17 protein-coding genes and 1 pseudogene are annotated in these 17,322 nt (G+C 50.6%); 11 read left to right on the top strand and 7 right to left on the bottom strand.

Annotated elements, in window-relative coordinates; translation table 11 throughout:
- The 3 genes from ACYQ2M_RS23350 to ACYQ2M_RS23340 form a co-directional block, all read right to left on the bottom strand.
- On the bottom strand, nt 1-183 hold a 183-nt coding region (locus ACYQ2M_RS23350; RefSeq protein ID WP_459918808.1), incomplete at its 3' end, for a hypothetical protein.
- Between the two features lie 148 nt (nt 184-331).
- A complete protein-coding gene (locus ACYQ2M_RS23345) occupies nt 332-1,006 on the bottom strand; it encodes an alanyl-tRNA editing protein (RefSeq protein WP_459918807.1) in 675 nt (224 codons plus the stop codon).
- 557 nt (nt 1,007-1,563) lie between these two features.
- Entirely contained in the window at nt 1,564-1,782 is a 219-nt protein-coding gene (locus tag ACYQ2M_RS23340) for an ATP-binding cassette domain-containing protein (RefSeq protein ID WP_459918806.1), read from the bottom strand.
- A 947-nt stretch (nt 1,783-2,729) separates the two neighbouring features.
- Between ACYQ2M_RS23340 and ACYQ2M_RS23335 the strand changes: the two genes are divergently transcribed.
- The 9 genes from ACYQ2M_RS23335 (at nt 2,730) to ACYQ2M_RS23295 (ending at nt 9,851) form a co-directional block, all read left to right on the top strand.
- Nucleotides 2,730-3,515 carry a DUF3450 domain-containing protein gene (locus ACYQ2M_RS23335; RefSeq protein ID WP_459918805.1) on the top strand — a complete coding sequence of 262 codons (786 nt, stop codon included), beginning with the start codon at nt 2,730-2,732 and terminating at the stop codon, nt 3,513-3,515.
- Between the two features lie 102 nt (nt 3,516-3,617).
- Nucleotides 3,618-5,081 (top strand): DUF3450 family protein, encoded by a 1,464-nt coding sequence (locus ACYQ2M_RS23330; protein WP_459918804.1) that lies wholly within the window; start codon nt 3,618-3,620, stop codon nt 5,079-5,081.
- A gap of 3 nt (nt 5,082-5,084) precedes the next feature.
- Complete coding sequence (locus ACYQ2M_RS23325; RefSeq protein WP_459918803.1) at nt 5,085-5,681, top strand: MotA/TolQ/ExbB proton channel family protein; 597 nt, start codon at nt 5,085-5,087, stop codon at nt 5,679-5,681.
- 70 nt (nt 5,682-5,751) lie between these two features.
- Nucleotides 5,752-6,171, top strand: coding sequence for an ExbD/TolR family protein (locus tag ACYQ2M_RS23320; RefSeq protein WP_459918802.1), 420 nt, complete (start codon nt 5,752-5,754; stop codon nt 6,169-6,171).
- A 10-nt stretch (nt 6,172-6,181) separates the two neighbouring features.
- Nucleotides 6,182-6,931 (top strand): energy transducer TonB, encoded by a 750-nt coding sequence (locus tag ACYQ2M_RS23315; protein ID WP_459918801.1) that lies wholly within the window; start codon nt 6,182-6,184, stop codon nt 6,929-6,931.
- 2 nt (nt 6,932-6,933) lie between these two features.
- Nucleotides 6,934-8,289, top strand: coding sequence for a tetratricopeptide repeat protein (locus ACYQ2M_RS23310; RefSeq protein WP_459918800.1), 1,356 nt, complete (start codon nt 6,934-6,936; stop codon nt 8,287-8,289).
- Between the two features lie 112 nt (nt 8,290-8,401).
- Nucleotides 8,402-8,701, top strand: coding sequence for a hypothetical protein (locus ACYQ2M_RS23305; protein WP_459918799.1), 300 nt, complete (start codon nt 8,402-8,404; stop codon nt 8,699-8,701).
- A complete protein-coding gene (locus ACYQ2M_RS23300; RefSeq protein WP_459918809.1) occupies nt 8,601-8,876 on the top strand; it encodes a hypothetical protein in 276 nt (91 codons plus the stop codon). Before ACYQ2M_RS23305 ends, ACYQ2M_RS23300 begins: the two co-directional genes overlap by 101 nt.
- A gap of 6 nt (nt 8,877-8,882) precedes the next feature.
- Nucleotides 8,883-9,851: a hypothetical protein gene (locus ACYQ2M_RS23295; RefSeq protein ID WP_459918798.1), complete on the top strand. Its 969-nt coding sequence runs from the start codon at nt 8,883-8,885 to the stop codon at nt 9,849-9,851.
- Between the two features lie 178 nt (nt 9,852-10,029).
- Here the strand turns inward: ACYQ2M_RS23295 and ACYQ2M_RS23290 are convergent, their stop codons facing one another.
- From ACYQ2M_RS23290 to ACYQ2M_RS23275, 4 genes are all read right to left on the bottom strand, one after another.
- Nucleotides 10,030-13,428, bottom strand: a complete 3,399-nt coding sequence (locus ACYQ2M_RS23290; RefSeq protein WP_459918797.1) for a cobaltochelatase subunit CobN — start codon at nt 13,426-13,428, stop codon at nt 10,030-10,032.
- Nucleotides 13,429-13,590: 162 nt separating this feature from the next.
- On the bottom strand, nt 13,591-14,379 hold the full coding sequence (locus tag ACYQ2M_RS23285) for an ABC transporter ATP-binding protein (RefSeq protein ID WP_459918796.1): 789 nt from the start codon (nt 14,377-14,379) through the stop codon (nt 13,591-13,593).
- A 3-nt stretch (nt 14,380-14,382) separates the two neighbouring features.
- Nucleotides 14,383-15,390, bottom strand: coding sequence for a FecCD family ABC transporter permease (locus ACYQ2M_RS23280; RefSeq protein WP_459918795.1), 1,008 nt, complete (start codon nt 15,388-15,390; stop codon nt 14,383-14,385).
- 170 nt (nt 15,391-15,560) lie between these two features.
- Entirely contained in the window at nt 15,561-15,782 is a 222-nt protein-coding gene (locus tag ACYQ2M_RS23275; RefSeq protein WP_459918794.1) for a hypothetical protein, read from the bottom strand.
- A 559-nt stretch (nt 15,783-16,341) separates the two neighbouring features.
- Here ACYQ2M_RS23275 and ACYQ2M_RS23270 point away from each other — a divergent pair.
- Nucleotides 16,342-16,731, top strand: a complete 390-nt coding sequence (locus tag ACYQ2M_RS23270; protein WP_459918793.1) for a hypothetical protein — start codon at nt 16,342-16,344, stop codon at nt 16,729-16,731.
- A 69-nt stretch (nt 16,732-16,800) separates the two neighbouring features.
- A pseudogene (locus ACYQ2M_RS23265) lies at nt 16,801-17,322 on the top strand (hypothetical protein); the annotation flags it as partial.

Here is a 17,322-nt window from a genome sequence, read left to right as displayed (position 1 = left end):
TTTCTCTAAACCAACATACTTCTGAAAATATATATAAGCTTCAGATTCATCTTGGAAACCAAGATCCATTTTCTCATACGGATCAACGATATCAACTTCATCAAAACTATCTGATATTTCATTTATTATTTTGTCGAAAGCTTTGGTTTTTCCGAAAATATCTGTAACAGCAATCAGGTTCATTTTTTATCTGTGTAACGAAAAGTTCAGGTGATGCCAAAGGGGATCACGATGAACTCCAAAAAAAATTAATATTTTAAATAAACAAAACACTGTAATAAAGCAACGCCGCCTTTGGCAGTCACCTGAAACGTCGGGTTAGTGGTAAAACTTAACGGTTTGCATTTGCGGGGGATGCATTTTCATGTGGACACAGAAAGATTTCGACTCGCTCCTTGCCTTTGCCAATGTTGTTCCTCTTGAGCCTAATTTGGCCGATCTCCCCGGTTGAACGGACATGAGTGCCCCCGCATGGAACGCGAGAAAAACCCTGAACCTCCCAATATCTCCGTTCATTATCAACATCATCGAAACCAGTTCGAATATCCATGTTTGAAGAGATGATCTGGTTTGCCTTTTCAGAAAAGGTGGGAAGGAGTGGAGAAATGTTTTGTGGCCACGCAAAGTCGATCCGAGCCTTGTCTTGCGCGATGTGAGCTCCTACCTTAACCACCCCATTCAGTTCTTTGTAGAATAACTCAAGAACTAACTCGGCAGCGAAATGAAGTCGCATCAAAAGATAGCGCCTCTCCCAGTTGATTTCCACTTTCACAAGTTGGCCAACCAGAAGTCCATGATCTGGAGGAAGGGTGTACTTGATCCGCAGGCCTTCTTTTCTTGCCGAAACAACAGGGATTCCTGCTATGGAACCTTGATCACTCTCTTGCCCGCCAGAGAAGGCAAAGAATATTGTGGACTCTAGCTCGACCTCACACCCATCAACCGAAGACACCACAGTGTGATGCGACCTTGCGTACGGGTCATCCCAGAATAATTTTTGAGTCACATGTACCTCTAATAATATGCTGCCACCTAATCAGTCGTAATAAGTGGAACCTTTCCATGCTATCGACTGTAATAGACGACAAGGTTTCCCACCTCATTAAAATATTAAGTCAAAAATATGGAAAACTTTTCCACTTATGACTTTTTGCATTTCTGCTTTATGCAAATCCAAACAAAATATTATTTATTTACCATCCATTATCCTCACCAGCAGTCATAATTTCTATAGTTCGCCATGGCATTGGCGTTCGATGAAAATTTAAAAAAGCGCATGCCCTATGGGCAATGAGCAATGAGCAATGAGCAATGAGGGGTACAATTCACAAGCCTTCACCAAAGGTAAAAAATCAACACACCCACCTTTGTTACGTCAATTCCAATTACATATATTCTTATTTTTATCAAGAATTATTTTTACAATTGATTTTAAAAAAACATCAGAGGGATACCAAAGGTTGTACAAGTACAGAAATCGCCCACTACCATAGGATTTGTACATTCTCCGGGCGATTCCGGGGAGAGGGGAGATCCACTTCAGGATACACAATCAAGTTTTTTTCAAGGCCGCCATTTCCAAATCCGCCAGCAACTCATCCAGATCCAGATATTGCAGGAGAGCACCACCACAATGGAGCCCTTGTCCAGAAAGGCCACACGACCGGCAAGAAATTCAGCCTCCTCAATGTAATGGGTGGTCAGAACAATAGTGGTGTTTTGCAGCTGGATCTTTTTGATCAACGCCCATATCTTGCGACGTATGCCGGCATCCAGCCCCACCGTGGGTTCATCCAGAAAAAGAATGGCCGGTGGAAGGCTGCCTCTCTAATTTCTCTGTAATTATCTTTTTGGGATATTTTTAGTTATTTTGACATCCTTATTAATTCGTTTTCCATGTCAGCCATAAAAAAAGGCCAAAAGATCAACACCGAGTATAGTACGACACTCGGTTTATTGACCTTCTTGGCCTTAATATTCTTACCTCATCCCTACAGAGATGGGGTTATACCTAATTTGTTTAAAATTATAATGATCAACTTCATATTGATTATTAGCCCGGTTCCTATAGCAATTTTACAAAATCGTGTCAATCTTTTTCACGTCATTTTCACCTCATGTTCACCTCATTTTCTTTTGAGGCTTATCCACGTAGTAGTCATCATCCACGACAGGTACACTCTGATATTTTACCATGAAAAAATAAGATTGACATGGTACCATGGAATTGCTATGAATCCGTGGTTAAAAAAATATATCAATATGAAATTGGTAAACAATATCGTTATTAACGCGAAAATGATTCACTTAAGTTTTTATGATCGGCTGAAATAAGCAGCCGATTGAAATAGACGGTTGTCTGATTTTTAAAGGTAACCGCAATAATAAAATATAGATTAAGGCCAAGAAGGTCAAACCAGGGCGGAAAATGCCGGGTATTGATCTCTTGGCCTTTTTTTTTGAAACGTATTGAGGGTGTAGGTATGCCTAATATTACTTTCATTATTCGTTGTGGGCAGACCCAGGTCCCCAATGGACGGACGCCCCATAAACGATCCCACTTCCAGCTACAGCTCCGTGAAATGGGATCTGGTATCGCTTGAGAATGTGGAAAGGATCGAATTCTCAGGGGAAAGGGCGGTCTTGAGTACGGTGATGATGCCAGTGCAGGGGTCATTCTGAAAGTGAATTCTCTGATTAATACTGCAAAAGGAGACGTATAAAAAAGAATGAAATCGAAAAAAAACAGGATATCAAGTCTCATATGTGTGGCAGCACTCTTTTTTATGTCCATATATCCTTCCGGGGGAGAGTCGGCAGATACGGCCCAGGGCTTTAAAAAGCCGGTGGAACAGTCCATTGAAACCCGCCGGGAATCCCAGAAAAAATTGGAACAATGGGAACAAAAGAAAGCGAGGCTCATTGCCGAGTATGAGCAGCTCAAAAAGGAAAATAAGGTGTTAAAGGAGTCAAACGGGCGCCTTTCAACGGAGGCAACAGGGCATAGGGAGCTGGTGGAGAGTCTTGTGGAACAGAAACAAGCAAATCTGAGAATTCAGAAGGAGATGCTTCCCTTTTTAAAGGAGACCCAGGCAGCCCTTGAGGCGCTGGTGACCGATGACCCGCCCTTTTTACGGGAGGAGCGGACCGTCCGTCTTGAAAAACTTCGGTCCGTTATGGATGACCTTGAGATCACCATTGCCGAGAAATATAGGAAAGTCATGGAGGCCCTTTTTGTGGAGGCGGAGTACGGCAACACCATCGAGGTCTCCCAGGACAAAATTGATGTTGCCGGTAATGAGGTTCTGGCGGACATCTTCCGGCTGGGAAGGATTTCCCTGTTCGCATTGAGTCTGGATGGGCAGTCAGCCGCCCGATTCAATGTGGCCGCCAATAAATGGGACCCCCTTGGAGATGCGTATGTCCAGCCCGTTCACGCTGCCGTTGAGATGGGCAAAAAGAGGCGTACCGTGGAGATCTTCTCTTTGCCCATCGGTAAGCTGGCCACCAATTAGCGCTTGATCATACCACCCGGAGTGCCCGGTGTTGTGATCGAGCCCGCCGCCAATTAGAATACCGGCCGGAGATCCGGCCATGATCATTTAGGAGATTCTTGAATGTCATACCGTCGTAAATTTAATCAAAAGCTCATCTTCATGGCACTGCTCATGTTTGTTATCAGTTTCTGCATATCCGTCCCGACCTTTGCCCGGGATATGAGACAGGAGAATATGGAACTGGCCCGGCAGAAAAAAAAAATCAGGGAAAAGGCCGCGCATGAGTTGCAAGAGGCTCAAAAAGAGGCCCGTGAGAGGGAAAACCGCATCAGGGAAGACCAGAGCAGTCTGGTTGCGGCCATTGAGAAATTAAAAGAAGAAAATAAAAATATAGAGAAAGAAAATAGTGAGCTTGGCGCATCCATTGAGCAGATGCAGAAAGAACAGATCACGCTCAGGGAGGAGCTGTCCGAAACCATGGCTGTTAACCGGGAGCTGTCCGGGTTCATCCGGAGCAATGCCAAAGACCTTGAAAGCATGCTGCTCCAGAGTTTCCAGACGGCCCTTGAACCCGACAGGATGACGTTTCTCTCGCCGTTGATCGATCAGGAGAAATTCCCCTCCATGGATGACATTCACATGATGGCGGATATCCTGTTCAAGGAGATCCGGGCATCAGGGGAGGTCAAGGTCACCCGGGGTATGATCGTTGATCGCCAGGGCCGGGAACGGGAGGCGGATCACCTCATCCTGGGCAATTTCACCGGTATTTACTCCCTGGATAACGAAACCGGTTTTCTTCTTTACTCGGATCAGAGCCGTCGGTTCTTTGCCCTGTCCAGGCTGCCCCATACCGGCATGGGTGAAAAGATCAAATCCTATTTACAGGGAAACAGTGAGGATGTGCCCATGGACATCTCCAAGGGGGGAGCCCTGAGGCAGATGACCCATCAGCTGAGTCTGTTGGAACAGATCCCCAAGGGCGGCCCCATTGTCTGGCCCATTGTGGCTATTCTCGGCCTGGCGGTTCTGATCCTGGTGGAGAGGATTCTGTTCCTTTTAAGAAAACGGATGAATGCCGATGCCTTTATGGCCAGGCTCGAGTCCCTGATCAACAAGAACATGTGGGAGGAGTGCCGCAACCTCCTTGTATCCAAACGGAAAAAATTGATTCCCAAGGTGCTTCTTACCGCCCTGGAGTTTCGGGACCGGGAGCGGGTCGATATGGAAAATGCACTGCAGGAGGCCATCCTGGGTGAAATTCCCCGCATTGAGCGGTTTCTGTCCACCTTGGGCATGCTGGCGGCCATCGCCCCCCTTCTTGGGCTTCTGGGAACCGTCACCGGCATGATCAACACCTTTCATGTGATCACCTTTTACGGCACGGGTGATCCCCGGATGATGTCCGGTGGCATCTCCGAGGCCCTGGTCACCACCATGCTGGGACTTTCCGTGGCCATTCCCATCATGCTCTGTCACACCCTTTTGAGCCGTCGGGTGGAGACGGAAATCGGAAAAATAGAGGAGAAGGCCGTCTCTTTTGTCAATATGGTGTTTAAAACCAGAAACACCTGCAGGGAGTAACCCATGAAAGAATTTTTGTTTCACATGGAGAGCTATATCCGGTCGGGGGGTGGGGTCATGATTCCCATCCTGGGGGTCTCCTTTATCATGTGGATGCTCATCATCAACCGGGTATATGTCATGCGAAAACTCTTTATCCGGAATATCCCCAGACGAGAGGCCGGCACGCTGATCAAAGAGAACCGGATGCCCCACAAAAAATACCAGGGCCTGAACTCTCTGCTGGTCCGGGAGTTTTTGAGCAAACGCACGGGCAACCGCGAGCTTGATGGATGCATCCTGGACGAAACCGTGATTCGCCTGATCGCCGCAATGGACCGGTATCTGGCCCTGATCGCCGTGCTCTCCGGTGTAGCACCCCTTTTGGGCCTGCTTGGCACTGTTGTGGGCATGATGGCCACCTTTGACGTGATCACCATCTACGGTACCGGTAATGCCAGGGCCATGGCCGGCGGTATCTCCGTTGCCCTGATCACCACCCAGACCGGGCTTTTGGTCTCCATACCCGGTCTGTACATGAGCGGTTTTTTAAACCGGCGGGCCGGCAACCTCAAGCAGCGAATAGCAGGCACCGCCATGTACCTGAGGCGGTTTTTATAATACTTTTTATCAAAAGGAGAAGTGCCTGAAGGTATGGCGTTTTGAATGCCAAGGGCCAACGTACATAACCATGCTTAATATATCAGCCGCAAGGCGCGGCAAGAAGAACAACCTGGAACTCAACATTGCCCCGCTCATTGATATGGTGTTCATTTTGCTGATTTTTTTCCTGGTGACCACCAGTTTCGTCAAGGAGACCGGTGTGGATATTTCCCGGCCTGCGGCCAGCACCGCCGTAAGCAAGACCGGCACCACCATCCTCCTCGGTATCACAAGGGACAGCACCATCCACATGGACAAGAGGGAGATTGATGTCAGGGCTGTCCGGGCCAATGTGGAGCGGGCCCTGGCGGAAAATCCCGAGGCATCCGTGGTGATCGTGGCGGACAAAGAAAGCTTCACCGGTCTTGTCATCACTGTCATGGACAGCTGCAAGATGGCGGGTGCGGAAAACGTCTCCCTGGCCGCAAGCCTGCCCAAGGGAGAATGAGGGGGGTGATATGATGAAAGCGGAATACAACCTCACAGCCACCATGGCAGACAGCGCAGCAATATCCTCTGTGCACACCGGCAACAAAAGATGCCTCACCTGGGTGGGGTGGTGTCTTGCCATTGCTATGTCAGTCTTTCTCAACATTGCGCTGTTTGGGTTGATGCCGGGTTTGATACAGCTGGTGCCCAAGGATCAGACGGATCTTGAGGATCTGAAGGCCATACAGGTGATCCGGGTAAAACATCAGGAACCCCCGCCCCGAAAAAAAGAGTTACAAAAACCAAAGCCCAAGGAAAAGCCCAGGGAGATGAAGACCGCCATTACAAATATCGTCCGGCAGAAACCCATGCGTCTGAAGCCCCGTCTCCCCTTTGAACTGAATCCCAGACTGCCTGCCGCTCCGGGCGGCCTGATCATGCCGCCCATGGAAACTTTCAGCCTGGACGGTCCCACCCTCAAGGGCCTCTATGAAATGGGCGAACTGGACAGTCCCCTCACACCCATTGCCAATATTCCACCCATATATCCCATGCGGGCCATGCGCCGGGGCATAGAGGGGTGGGTCAAGGTGCGTTTTTTGGTGAATAACCAGGGGCAGGTACAGCAGCCCAAGATCGTGGCGGCCAAACCGGAAAATATATTTGAAAAAAGTGTTACCAACTGTGTCTTGAAATGGAAGTTCAAACCGGGAACCGTTGAGGGTGTTCCGGTGAACACCATGGTGGAGACCACGATACGATTTGCATTGGAGGAATAATAATGCATCATCATACATTAAAAATTTTTATTCTTCTGGTGTCGGCAGTTCTTTCGGTGCTGGTGTTGACGCACCCGTCACCGGCAAATGCCGAAGACCGACTTCCCCTTGCCACGGGCATATGTGTCAACAAGGCCCAGGGGCTGATTCAACAGGGAAAGATCCCGGAGGCCATCAAGGTCCTTGAGGACTTCAGGAAAAAGGCCGGAGAGGTGTCTGAAAAGGCGGCCGTACAAAAGGGCTATACCCATTATTACGTTGACTTTATGCTGGGCAATACCTGTCTCATGTACACAGAGACCGCCGCTAAGGGGCAGAATCAATTTCTGAAACGGGCAGCCTCGGCCTATGAATCGGCCGTCAGTAAAGAGAAAGAGCTGTCACCGGCCTGGCTGAACCTGGCAAAGTGCCGGTATGATCTGGGCCAAATGCAAAAAGCGGCCGACGCTTTTAAAAAAGGGTACGAGACTTGTGAAGAGAAAAAAGCCTCCCATCTCTACTATGCCGCCATCTGCTATTTCCAGGCCGATGCCCATCAAAAGGCCCTTAAGACCTTTTATAAGCTGATGGCATCTCATCCCAAAGAGATCACCCTGGACTGGAAGGAGTCCCTGGTCAGCATCCTGTTTGCCATGGACAGAAATAAAGAGGCCCTCCCCGTTGTGGAAACCCTGGCGGCCCAGTGCAAGGCAGAAAAAAGGAAAAAATGGCAGGAGATTCTGCTCTACCAGTACCTGGAACTCAAGATGGATAAAAAAGCTTTGAAGTACGGAGAGTTCCTCACCCGTACCGATCCCCTGGAACCCAAATGGTGGAAGGCCGTATCCCACCTCCATCTGAACCGCAACGAGCTTAAAAAGGGGCTGACCTCCCTTCTCATATACAGCTATCTCACCCCGCCTTCCCCGGAGGAGACCTCGCTCATGGCAGATCTTTATCTCTCCCTGGAGATCCCTTCCAAGGCCGCCGATTATTATGAGGAGCTGCTCAGGGAGAAACCCAACTTTGAAAAGATCAAGCGGATTATCCATGCATACACGGGCAGTTATCAGCGGGACAAGGCCCTGGCATGGATCGAGCGGGGGCTTTCCTGGAAAAGGGATGCGGATCTGTTGAAAAGAAAGGCCAGCCTTTTATATGAGATGGAACGGTATAAAGAGGCGGCCGATGTGTATGAGGCATTGGCGAAGCAGAACGACAAAACCGGTGAGCACCTCCTGATGCTGGGGTATTGTGCGTGGAACATGAAGCAGTTTGACAGGGCGGGCAAGGCCTTTAACCTGGCATGCGGGTATAAAAATCAAAAAAAATCCGCCCAACAGGCCATTGCTCAGTTGAATATGTTGAAAGTCAGGTAGTCACCCCTTATTTATTGATTGTTTTTAAAATTCAGGCACGCATGTTTTCTAAGTTTTGTCTTGATTAAACAATATATCAAAACCTGGATGAGGTCCTAAAGAGGAATTTCCAATGCAATTAAGCGAGATTACGGAAGATACGGTTTTGTCGGTAACGGCCCATGCTCGGTATCCGGGGGCCCATTGCGCTTTTTTCGGGGTGGCAGGCATGGTGCCCCTGATAAAGAACAGTTGTGCGCTCATGATCGGTCCTGCCGTGTGCCTATACAATGCCAAGTTGAGCATTGATTTAAGATCTTTGACAGGCCTTTATCAAGGAGCGGGCCGTAAGTCACCTGTACACACGAACCGTTCATCCCGGGAAATGGGAATATCCTCTGTTTGCCATGATCCACGCCACAAGCGATGCTGACATGACCGAGGTGGTGGAGCGCCTGAGCCGGGAATCGGGTATAGAGGATTATATGGTGCTGAACTCCCTGAGAGAATTCAAGAAACAGAGGGTGGTCTATTTCTCTCCGGAATTCGCAGCATGGCATGAAAAAATGCTTCCTGTCCATCCGGAACTAAAACTTAAAGAGGCATAGGTTGCCATGGATATCCTTTGGCAGGCCCTGGGAGATACTTTTTCCCTGCTACGTCAGGTACTGCCGGCCATGTGTATCGGACTGTTTGGTGTTGAAATCCTGGTGCAGCTGGGACTGATGCGGAAGCTGGAGTCCGTGGGAAAACCCCTTGCCCGCATCTCCCATCTTCCGCCCCAGAGTGTGCCGGCCTTTCTTACGGCCATCGGCTCTCTTGCCGCTGCCAATGTCATGCTGTCCCGCCATTATGCCGAGAACCTCATCACCGACAAAGAACTGATACTGGGTTCGGTTTTCAACACGGTTCCTCTGCATTTCAAGGAGACCCTGACATATCAGTTGCCGGTCATTCTTCCCCTGCTGGGTGCCCGGCTGTGTCTGATCTATATTGCCACGTTCTGGCTGGCCGGTTTTTTGAAACTTGGGTTTGTGGTGTATCAGGGGAGAAGGATGCCGGTTCGATCCGATGTCGTTGATCAGGATACATCCGGATCTGCCGGTACGGATGGTGGTTTTGGAAGAAAAATTGTACTTGCGACGGTTCAGGCCTTCCGGGTCAGATGGCGCCTTTTCCGCAAGATGGCTGTGCTCCTGTCGGTGGTTACGTTTGTGGTGCAGCTGCTTGTCCATGTTGGTGCACTTAATGCGCTGGAACTGCTCATTGGTCCGACCACGGATGCCTTCGGGCTTCCCTCCGCCGTGGTTGCACCGGTGAGCATCTATATTTTGAGTCCCATGGTGGGGATCGGTGCCATGTCTACCTTGCTTCAGCAACATATCGTCACGGAGTATCAGGCCATCGTGGCCCTTCTGGTGGGCGGTTTCATCATGGTACCGGTGACAAGGCTGCGTGGCACGCTGCCCCGTTATGTTTCCATACTTGGATGGCGGCACGGCACACGGGTCATCTATATCACCACCGTGCTTTCCCTGGTGGCCCGGGCCATCATTTTGGCCTGGGTATTTTTATTTTATTGAAAAAATCTCGGGACTCGTAAGTTTTCCTTATTTCATACCACATATAGGATTTTCAATTTCAATTCGGATACTCCATGTGGCGACAAATCAGAGAACTTACGGCTGGAAAGTCAGGCGTGCCCTTCGGTCTGCTGCGTGTAAATTTTAGCCGGATGCCAAGAATGCTGCCAAGGAATAATCATGGCACCTTAAGATACGCATCAATATTGAAACGCAGGCGGTTATCCCACTCCTTCACATTGTTTTTGGTGAGGATATCCACGCTTCCGCCCTGGAATTCGCCATTGGTATCCCCCATTGTCTCTTCTATCCATCCTTCGATTTCGAGGTAGTGTTCCCTAAGTTCCGACAATACCTCGGGATCGGCATTCCAGAGGCCCCGCTGCTCTGCTTCGAGAAAACGCCGGGCCAGTTCTTCCAGTGCCCAGGGGTTATTTTCCTTGTAAAAGGCCCGCATCTCCGGGTCCAGCACATGTTTTTTGGCCAGTTCGTCAAATATCCAGTCATCCACCACATCAGAGGTGGCATCCCATCCGTACACGGACGCGGCCTTTTTTGCCATGCCCTGCGCCCCTTTGTACCCATGTCTTTTCATGCCCTCTATCCACTGGGGATTTAAGAGCTTTACCCGGACCACCCGTTCGATCTCCTCACTCAACTCCCGGACTTTCGGGTTGGAGGGGTCCTTGGTATCGCCCCACAGCACCTTAGGGGTCATGTTGGACAGGGCGCGGACCGCTGCCGTCATGCCGCCCTGAAAATCGTTATAGCAGCAGCCCAGGGGATCTGTTTCATCCGTTTCCATTTTATGGAAAACCGTGCTGATATTTTTCAAGTTATGGGCAAATTCATGATGGGATTCCCGGCCGAACACCCCTTTGCCATAGGCATAGCCGCCATGCTCGATAAAGGTTTCCCCAAGATCCTTGATGGAGGTCCAGGCGCTGGCGGCAATCATCAGTTTAATTCCATTGCCGTAGGTTCCCGGTCTTGCGGCAAAAAGCCTGAAGGTGGATGCCCTGTCAAGCGCATCTTCATCCAGGGCCACACCGTTCTGCAATGCGTTCCTTTTATAAGCCAAGGCATTCTTACGGATGTAGTTATCGGAGTCATCCTCCTCCAGTGCCGCAATCATGACCACTGCCTCATCCATCAGTTCCACCAGATTCGGCAGCGTGTCTCTCACAATTTCGCTGGTCCGGATGGTGACGTCGATTCTGGGCCGTTTCAATTCATCAAGTGGGATGACTTCGACTCCCGTGACAATGCCGCTTTCGTTCCATACCGGCCGGGCACCCATGAGATGGAGTATCTGGGCCAGTTGCTCTCCATCGGCCCGGTATGCGTCCAGGCTCCAGAACACCATGCCGATTTTCTCCGGATAGGTGCTGAACTCGTTGAGATGCTTGCCGAGAATCTCATCCGCCAGCTTTACCCCCACAACATGGGCTGCGCGGGTGGGAATTTTCCGGGGATCAATACTGTAAATATTGCGTCCTGTGGGGAGTACGTCCGTTTTTCCCCGGGTCAGGGTGCCTCCGGGGCCGGGGCTTACATAGCGCTTGTCCATGGCCTGTTCAATCAGGGGGATCTCCTGCCGGGTTTTCATCAGATCGGGATAAAGGGAATCCCTGACCCAGCAAAGAAGGACGATAAGCCTTTTGACGGCGGATGTATCCAGGGAGGTCGTGGGGAATTCACGGGCGATCAGGTTCCGGTCCACCTTTTGCCCCTCAAGGGTCTGTTTGATCAGGGAAAAGGCTTTTTCCTGGCAGTCATCCAGAATCCAGGCATCTTCGGGGCAATTGACCAAGGTATCGTAGTCTTTACCGATCAAATCAAGAAGACACCGCCGGATGGAGGGAATATTGCCGTCGTATTTAAGAATGGAGAGCATCATCCGGACCATGCTGTCCAGGTCCCTGGTGTCGCTCAGAATATGCAGGCCGTCGTTGATATTGGAATCCCTGAGCAGATAGAGTTTATCGTGAACCTTTTCGATTAATGCCTCATCAGATAAGGAGGCTGTCTTGTTGTTGAGCGGCAGCAGGTTCAATTGTTCCACCATATCCCGAATATTTGCGGCCAGTTGTTTTTTCCGGCCCTTTTCATTGAGCATGGCGGCACTGGCGTACTGTGCAAGAAGGTCGTCAAGATCGCCCAGTTCGTCGTACAGGTTGGCCGCCTGCATGATGGGAATGAGGTGATCGGTGATAACTGCCGAGGCCCGGCGTTTGGCAAGAATCGCCTCGTTGGGGTTCTTGCTGGTATAGATATAAAGATGGGGCACGTCCCCCGTGATGATTTCGGGAAAGCACTCGGAACTCATACCGCAGGATTTGCCCGGAAGAAATTCGATATACCCGTGGGTTCCCGTGGAAATGATCAAATCAGACTGTTCCTGAATCCATTTGAACGTGGCATAACACTGGTGGGTGGGCGGGATTTCCGGGTTGTGGAGAATCTTGCAGACCTCCCCGTCGCACCGGGAGCCGTAGCACCCCCTCTTGGGCTCAGCCATGACCCTGATGTTGCCGAAGGTCAGGCCGGTAACGACCATATTGCCTTTGTACACCATGCTCAGTCCCGGAGGTTCCCCCCAGTTCTCGATCATGTTTTTCCGGTTTTCAGGGGACAACTGCTTGAAATATCTATCATAGGTTTCCGGCTCAATGAACGTGGTGGCGCCCCCTTTGTCCACGATCTCATCTATGGTGGTCCACCGGAATTCACTCATGGCCTTCTTCTCCAGGAACTCGTCGGACAGGGCCTTGCCGTTTTCAGGAATGGTGCCCACGGTATAGCCCTGATCGGAAAGATAACGCATCAGATGGACCACGCTTTCAAAGGAGTCCAGGCCGTTGGCTCCGCCCAAAGAGGCTTCGGTGCCGGCGCAGGGATTATTGTGGAAAAGAATGGTGACTTTTCGGTCCTGTTTTGGCATGGCCTTCAGGTCAAGCCAGTTTTTGACCCGTCGTACAAAAAAAGAGATACGATCCGTAATAGGCGTGGTATGTTCCTCTTCCCCCTTGGCAAACAGGACCGTGGGCTCGATGGTGCCGTTGAATTCCGGCTGGGACACCCAGTAAACCTGATTCATGGCGGTGATTCCCTGGGGATCGCGGCGCCACTCCTCCTCGGTTCGACCTGTGGAGGAAACAGCCTGAAACACCGGGGCATCTATCAGGTTAAGCACGGTTTGGGGATTTCCCGCCGTCATATCCGTCTGGAAAAGAAAGGACGATACACAGTTGATCACCACATCCACGCCCTTTAACTGAGCCAGATCCACATTGTAGCCGGGGCACTCCACTCCGGCGTGTTCCTTTTGCTGGGAAAACACGGGCACCGGGATGATCTCCCGTGATTCGAGTTCCCGGATCAACGTATTGAGGCCCGTAAGATGCTTCCGAGCCACCTGATGGCGTGAGAAAAACACACCGGCCAAGGGCTGTTCAAGGGGTTTCCCCAGGTTCCGGGCATAGGTCCCGTACCATGCCATGTATTCGTCCATATCGACAGGGATGGTCGGACAGTCCGGATGATAAAACCCTGTATAAGACAGTTCATCAGTCATGACGGTTTGTACTCCTTATTGGTGTTCATATGAAAGTGTAGGCGTGCCCAATATGACTTTCATGCTTTAGTGCGGGCGAACTCAGGTCCCAAATCCCGGCCTACCCATGGCTGTCGTTTAAAAGACAGCGGCTAATATTATTCACAAGGCATGGGGGCCGCATTACGGTACTGCAATGGACGACAGGGGAAAAATATTCAGATATTGGCCGTTTCTGCTTCTGCTGATCTCAGCCTCAATGCGGTACACCTCTCTGAGATTATCGGTTGTGATCACCGCTTCGGGGTCTCCCGAAGCAAAAATACGGCCGTTTTTCAGCATAATAATTCTTGTACAATAACGGGCTGCAAGGCTTAAATCATGAAGTACCATGACCACGGACATTTTTCTTTCAAGGCAGAGCTGCCGGATCAGGTCCAGGATTTCAATCTGATGGTGAATGTCAAGATGCAGGTTGACTTCATCCAGCAAAAGGATTGCCGGCTCCTGAGCAAGCGCCCGGGCGATGATAACCTTCTGATACTCCCCGCCGGACAGTTCTGTCACCGACCGATCAGCCATCTGTTCGAGGCCGGTGCGAGCAATGCATTCGGAAACAACGGCCTGGTCATGGGCCGTATCGTTTTCGAAACGTCCTTTATGCGCATAGCGACCCATCATCACCAGGTCATACACGGAAAAGGGAAAGGAAAGGCTCGACACCTGGGGGACCACGCCGATGTTTTTCGCAATTTCCTTGCGTTTCATGGTGGGCAGGGGCGTATCTCCGATCATCACGGTTCCGGCCTGGGGGGTGAGTTTTCTGTTCATGCATTTGATCAGGGTGGTCTTGCCCGATCCGTTGGGCCCGACAATGCTGAGGATATCGCCTTCACGGACCTCCAGATCGATCTGGTCCAGGGTGGGCGTTTTGCCGTATGAAAAGCTTACATTTTGAATGGTCAGTTCCATGGTTCAAAAACCCGATGCTTTTTTTTTGTTGCGAAGCAGAAAAAGAAAAAACGGCACACCCACCATGGCCGTGATGATACCCACGGGAAGCTCGGTAGGGTAAACTATGGACCTGGAACAGGTATCCACCCACACCAGAAAGATGGCCCCGCTTAAACAGGAGGCCGGCAGCAGATACTGGTGGTTGGGACCCACCAGAAACCGCATCACATGGGGAATGATCAGGCCGATAAACCCGATCACTCCGCAGACCGCAACGGCACCGGCTGTCACAAACGCCGTCATCACAAGGACAATTTTCCGGGTCCGGCTCACATTCACCCCCAGGTCCCGTGCCTGATCGTCACCCAAAAGCAGGATATTGAGTTCCTTGTAATAGCAAAAGAGACACAGAGAACCGATTCCAATGGGAGGAACGACGATCATCACTTTTTCCCAGCTTCCGGCCCATAGGCCGCCCATAAGCCAGAACACGATTTCCCTCAACTGATTTTCCTCGGCCACATACTGCAAAAAGGATGTGGCAGCCGAAAAGAAAAGAGACAGGGCGATTCCGGACAGCAGCAGGGATTCACTCGAGATATTCCGTCCGACCTTAGCCACGGAATAGACGGTGAACACCGTCAGCAGTGAAAAGACAAATGCCACGGGCATGATCAGGGCATGGGATCCATGAAGCACGATAACCAGGGCCGCTCCGAACGCTCCGCCCGAGGCCACTCCGCAGACAAAGGGAGAGGCCATGGGATTCTTGAACAGGGCCTGCATGGAGCATCCGGACACGCTGAGGGCGCACCCCACAAGAGTCCCTAAAAGCACCCTGGGCAGTCTCACATTCACCACAATGTCCCGATAGTAGTCAGGCCAGGTTTGCGGGATATTCATGAGGTTTGACAACAGAACCTTGGCCACGGTGATCACGTCGATGTGTACCGCTCCCATCATCAGGGTTGCGAAAAACGTCATGACGAGGCCGAATACAAGGATAAGGAGGACAAAGGTGTTTTTCATTGGTTGAACAACTCCGGATAAAAAAAGGCCGCATACGCTTCAAGACCGTCCAGGCAGCTTGCAGTGTAACCGGTATAGTAACTTTTGCTTAATAGAATACGCCCGGAAATAACGGCTTTGATATTTTTCCATCCGTCTCTCGACATAATCGTTTCGGGCCGGGTCCCCCATTACTCAACAATGATCACATCCGGATTCTGCTGAATGATAAATTCCTGTGAGAGAATGGGAAACGGCACGGGCTCGTCTTTGGCGATATTGATCCCTCCGGCCCGGGTGATGAGATCATGGGTTAACGATCCGTTGCTCCGGGTTTTTCCCAGTTCGCTCTGCTCAAAAGTGACTTGGAATGGTTTTACAATATCAACCCACTTCCAGTCAATTTTTAACACATGTTTCCAAAAAAATTGCAAACCAAGGCGGTCAATTTTGACTGTGCTCCATGAGTAGAGAGTCTACAAGGTCCGCAAAGTATATTTTCAATTGTTCCGCCCTTCGGCTCCAACATCCCCGTCACTTTCCAACAGTTTTATCCTCTGATACGTCACCGCATCTTCATCGGCTGCCGGTTTTACGCCTACTATAGCTTCATCTGAAGACCCTCTGTCCGTAACAGCTACATTGCTGCACCGCTTAGGGCTTGGCTGTCGCAGTTACAACGGCCCGGAACAGACGGCCCTTCACCGGGTAGGGTCATACACTTTCTTTGCCCACCCACCTCCTTTACCCTGCAGAATACGGAAAGGATATCGGGCTTTGATAATTGGCGGTATCTCGCCCATTCCGCAAAGCCTACCAGAGGTTCACACCGAGTTTGGGTGGCAAATTTGACGCGGGCTTCCTTCATCACAAATTTGCGACACTTTGTCACAATTTTTCCCTTTTTGTACGGCCTCAATATATCATCATTCCTGCACGGGAATTTTTTTATTAAAAGAAAGAGGGTAAACAATGCGCATTTTCACTTGGAGGCTTTTCATCGCATATATTGAACTCCTTCTGGCGTTCAGTCTTGTTTTGAGTGCTCCGGCTCCGGGCCGCTGCCAGTCGAGCACGAATTACAATATCCACGCACATGTCCTTGACAGCGGCGGCGGAACCTGCCGGTCCGGCAGCCATAAGATGGTGTTTTCCCTGGGACAGACCAATGCGGAATACATTGTCGAAAGCGGCAGCCAAAACATTTTTACAGGATTTATCATGAGCAGGAACGGTCTGGCCGAATCCGATGGCGCATCTGATTCCGATGACGAATCCGGAAGCGACGATGCGGCTGAATCCGGCTCATCATCCGGCGGCGGCGGCTGTTTTATCAGCACGCTTCTGAAAAACAGGCCATGACAGGAAACGCCGGAATCCGGCTGTGAATTCAAACCATAAAATCCGTTTACATAAAAACAGAGGTGATCAATGAAGCAGACAAATAAATTCAGCAGAGTGATTTTTGCATTAATATTTGCATGCACCGCCGTTCTGTCCGCAGGAACTGTCTGCCGGGGGGAAATCCCGGCGCTCATGAACTATCAGGGATATCTTACGGATGATTCAGATAAACCCCTTACCGACTGGGTCTTTATCACCCTGTCTCTGTACGGTTCGGAAATCGGTGAAAAGCCGTTGTGGAGCGAGACCCATGAAGTGTTTGCGGAAGACAGCCTGTTCTCGGTTCTCATGGGTTCCGTCGTCCCCCTGAATCTCACATTTGACAGGCCCTATTATCTGGGCGTTGCCGTGGGGGATGATGAAGAGATGACTCCCCGGTATGCCCTTTCCAGCGCGGCCTATGCATTGGGTGGGCCCACCGGCCCCCAGGGACCGAAAGGTGAAAAGGGTGACACCGGACCCCAGGGCGAAAAAGGGGATACAGGAAATACCGGACCCCAGGGACTGCAAGGGGAAAAGGGCGACATCGGCATGACTTGGCAGGGCGCC

Source organism: Desulfocicer niacini, assembly GCF_054657595.1.
Note: the sequence above shows the minus strand (reverse complement) of the source record. Positions and strands in the feature narration are given on the sequence as shown.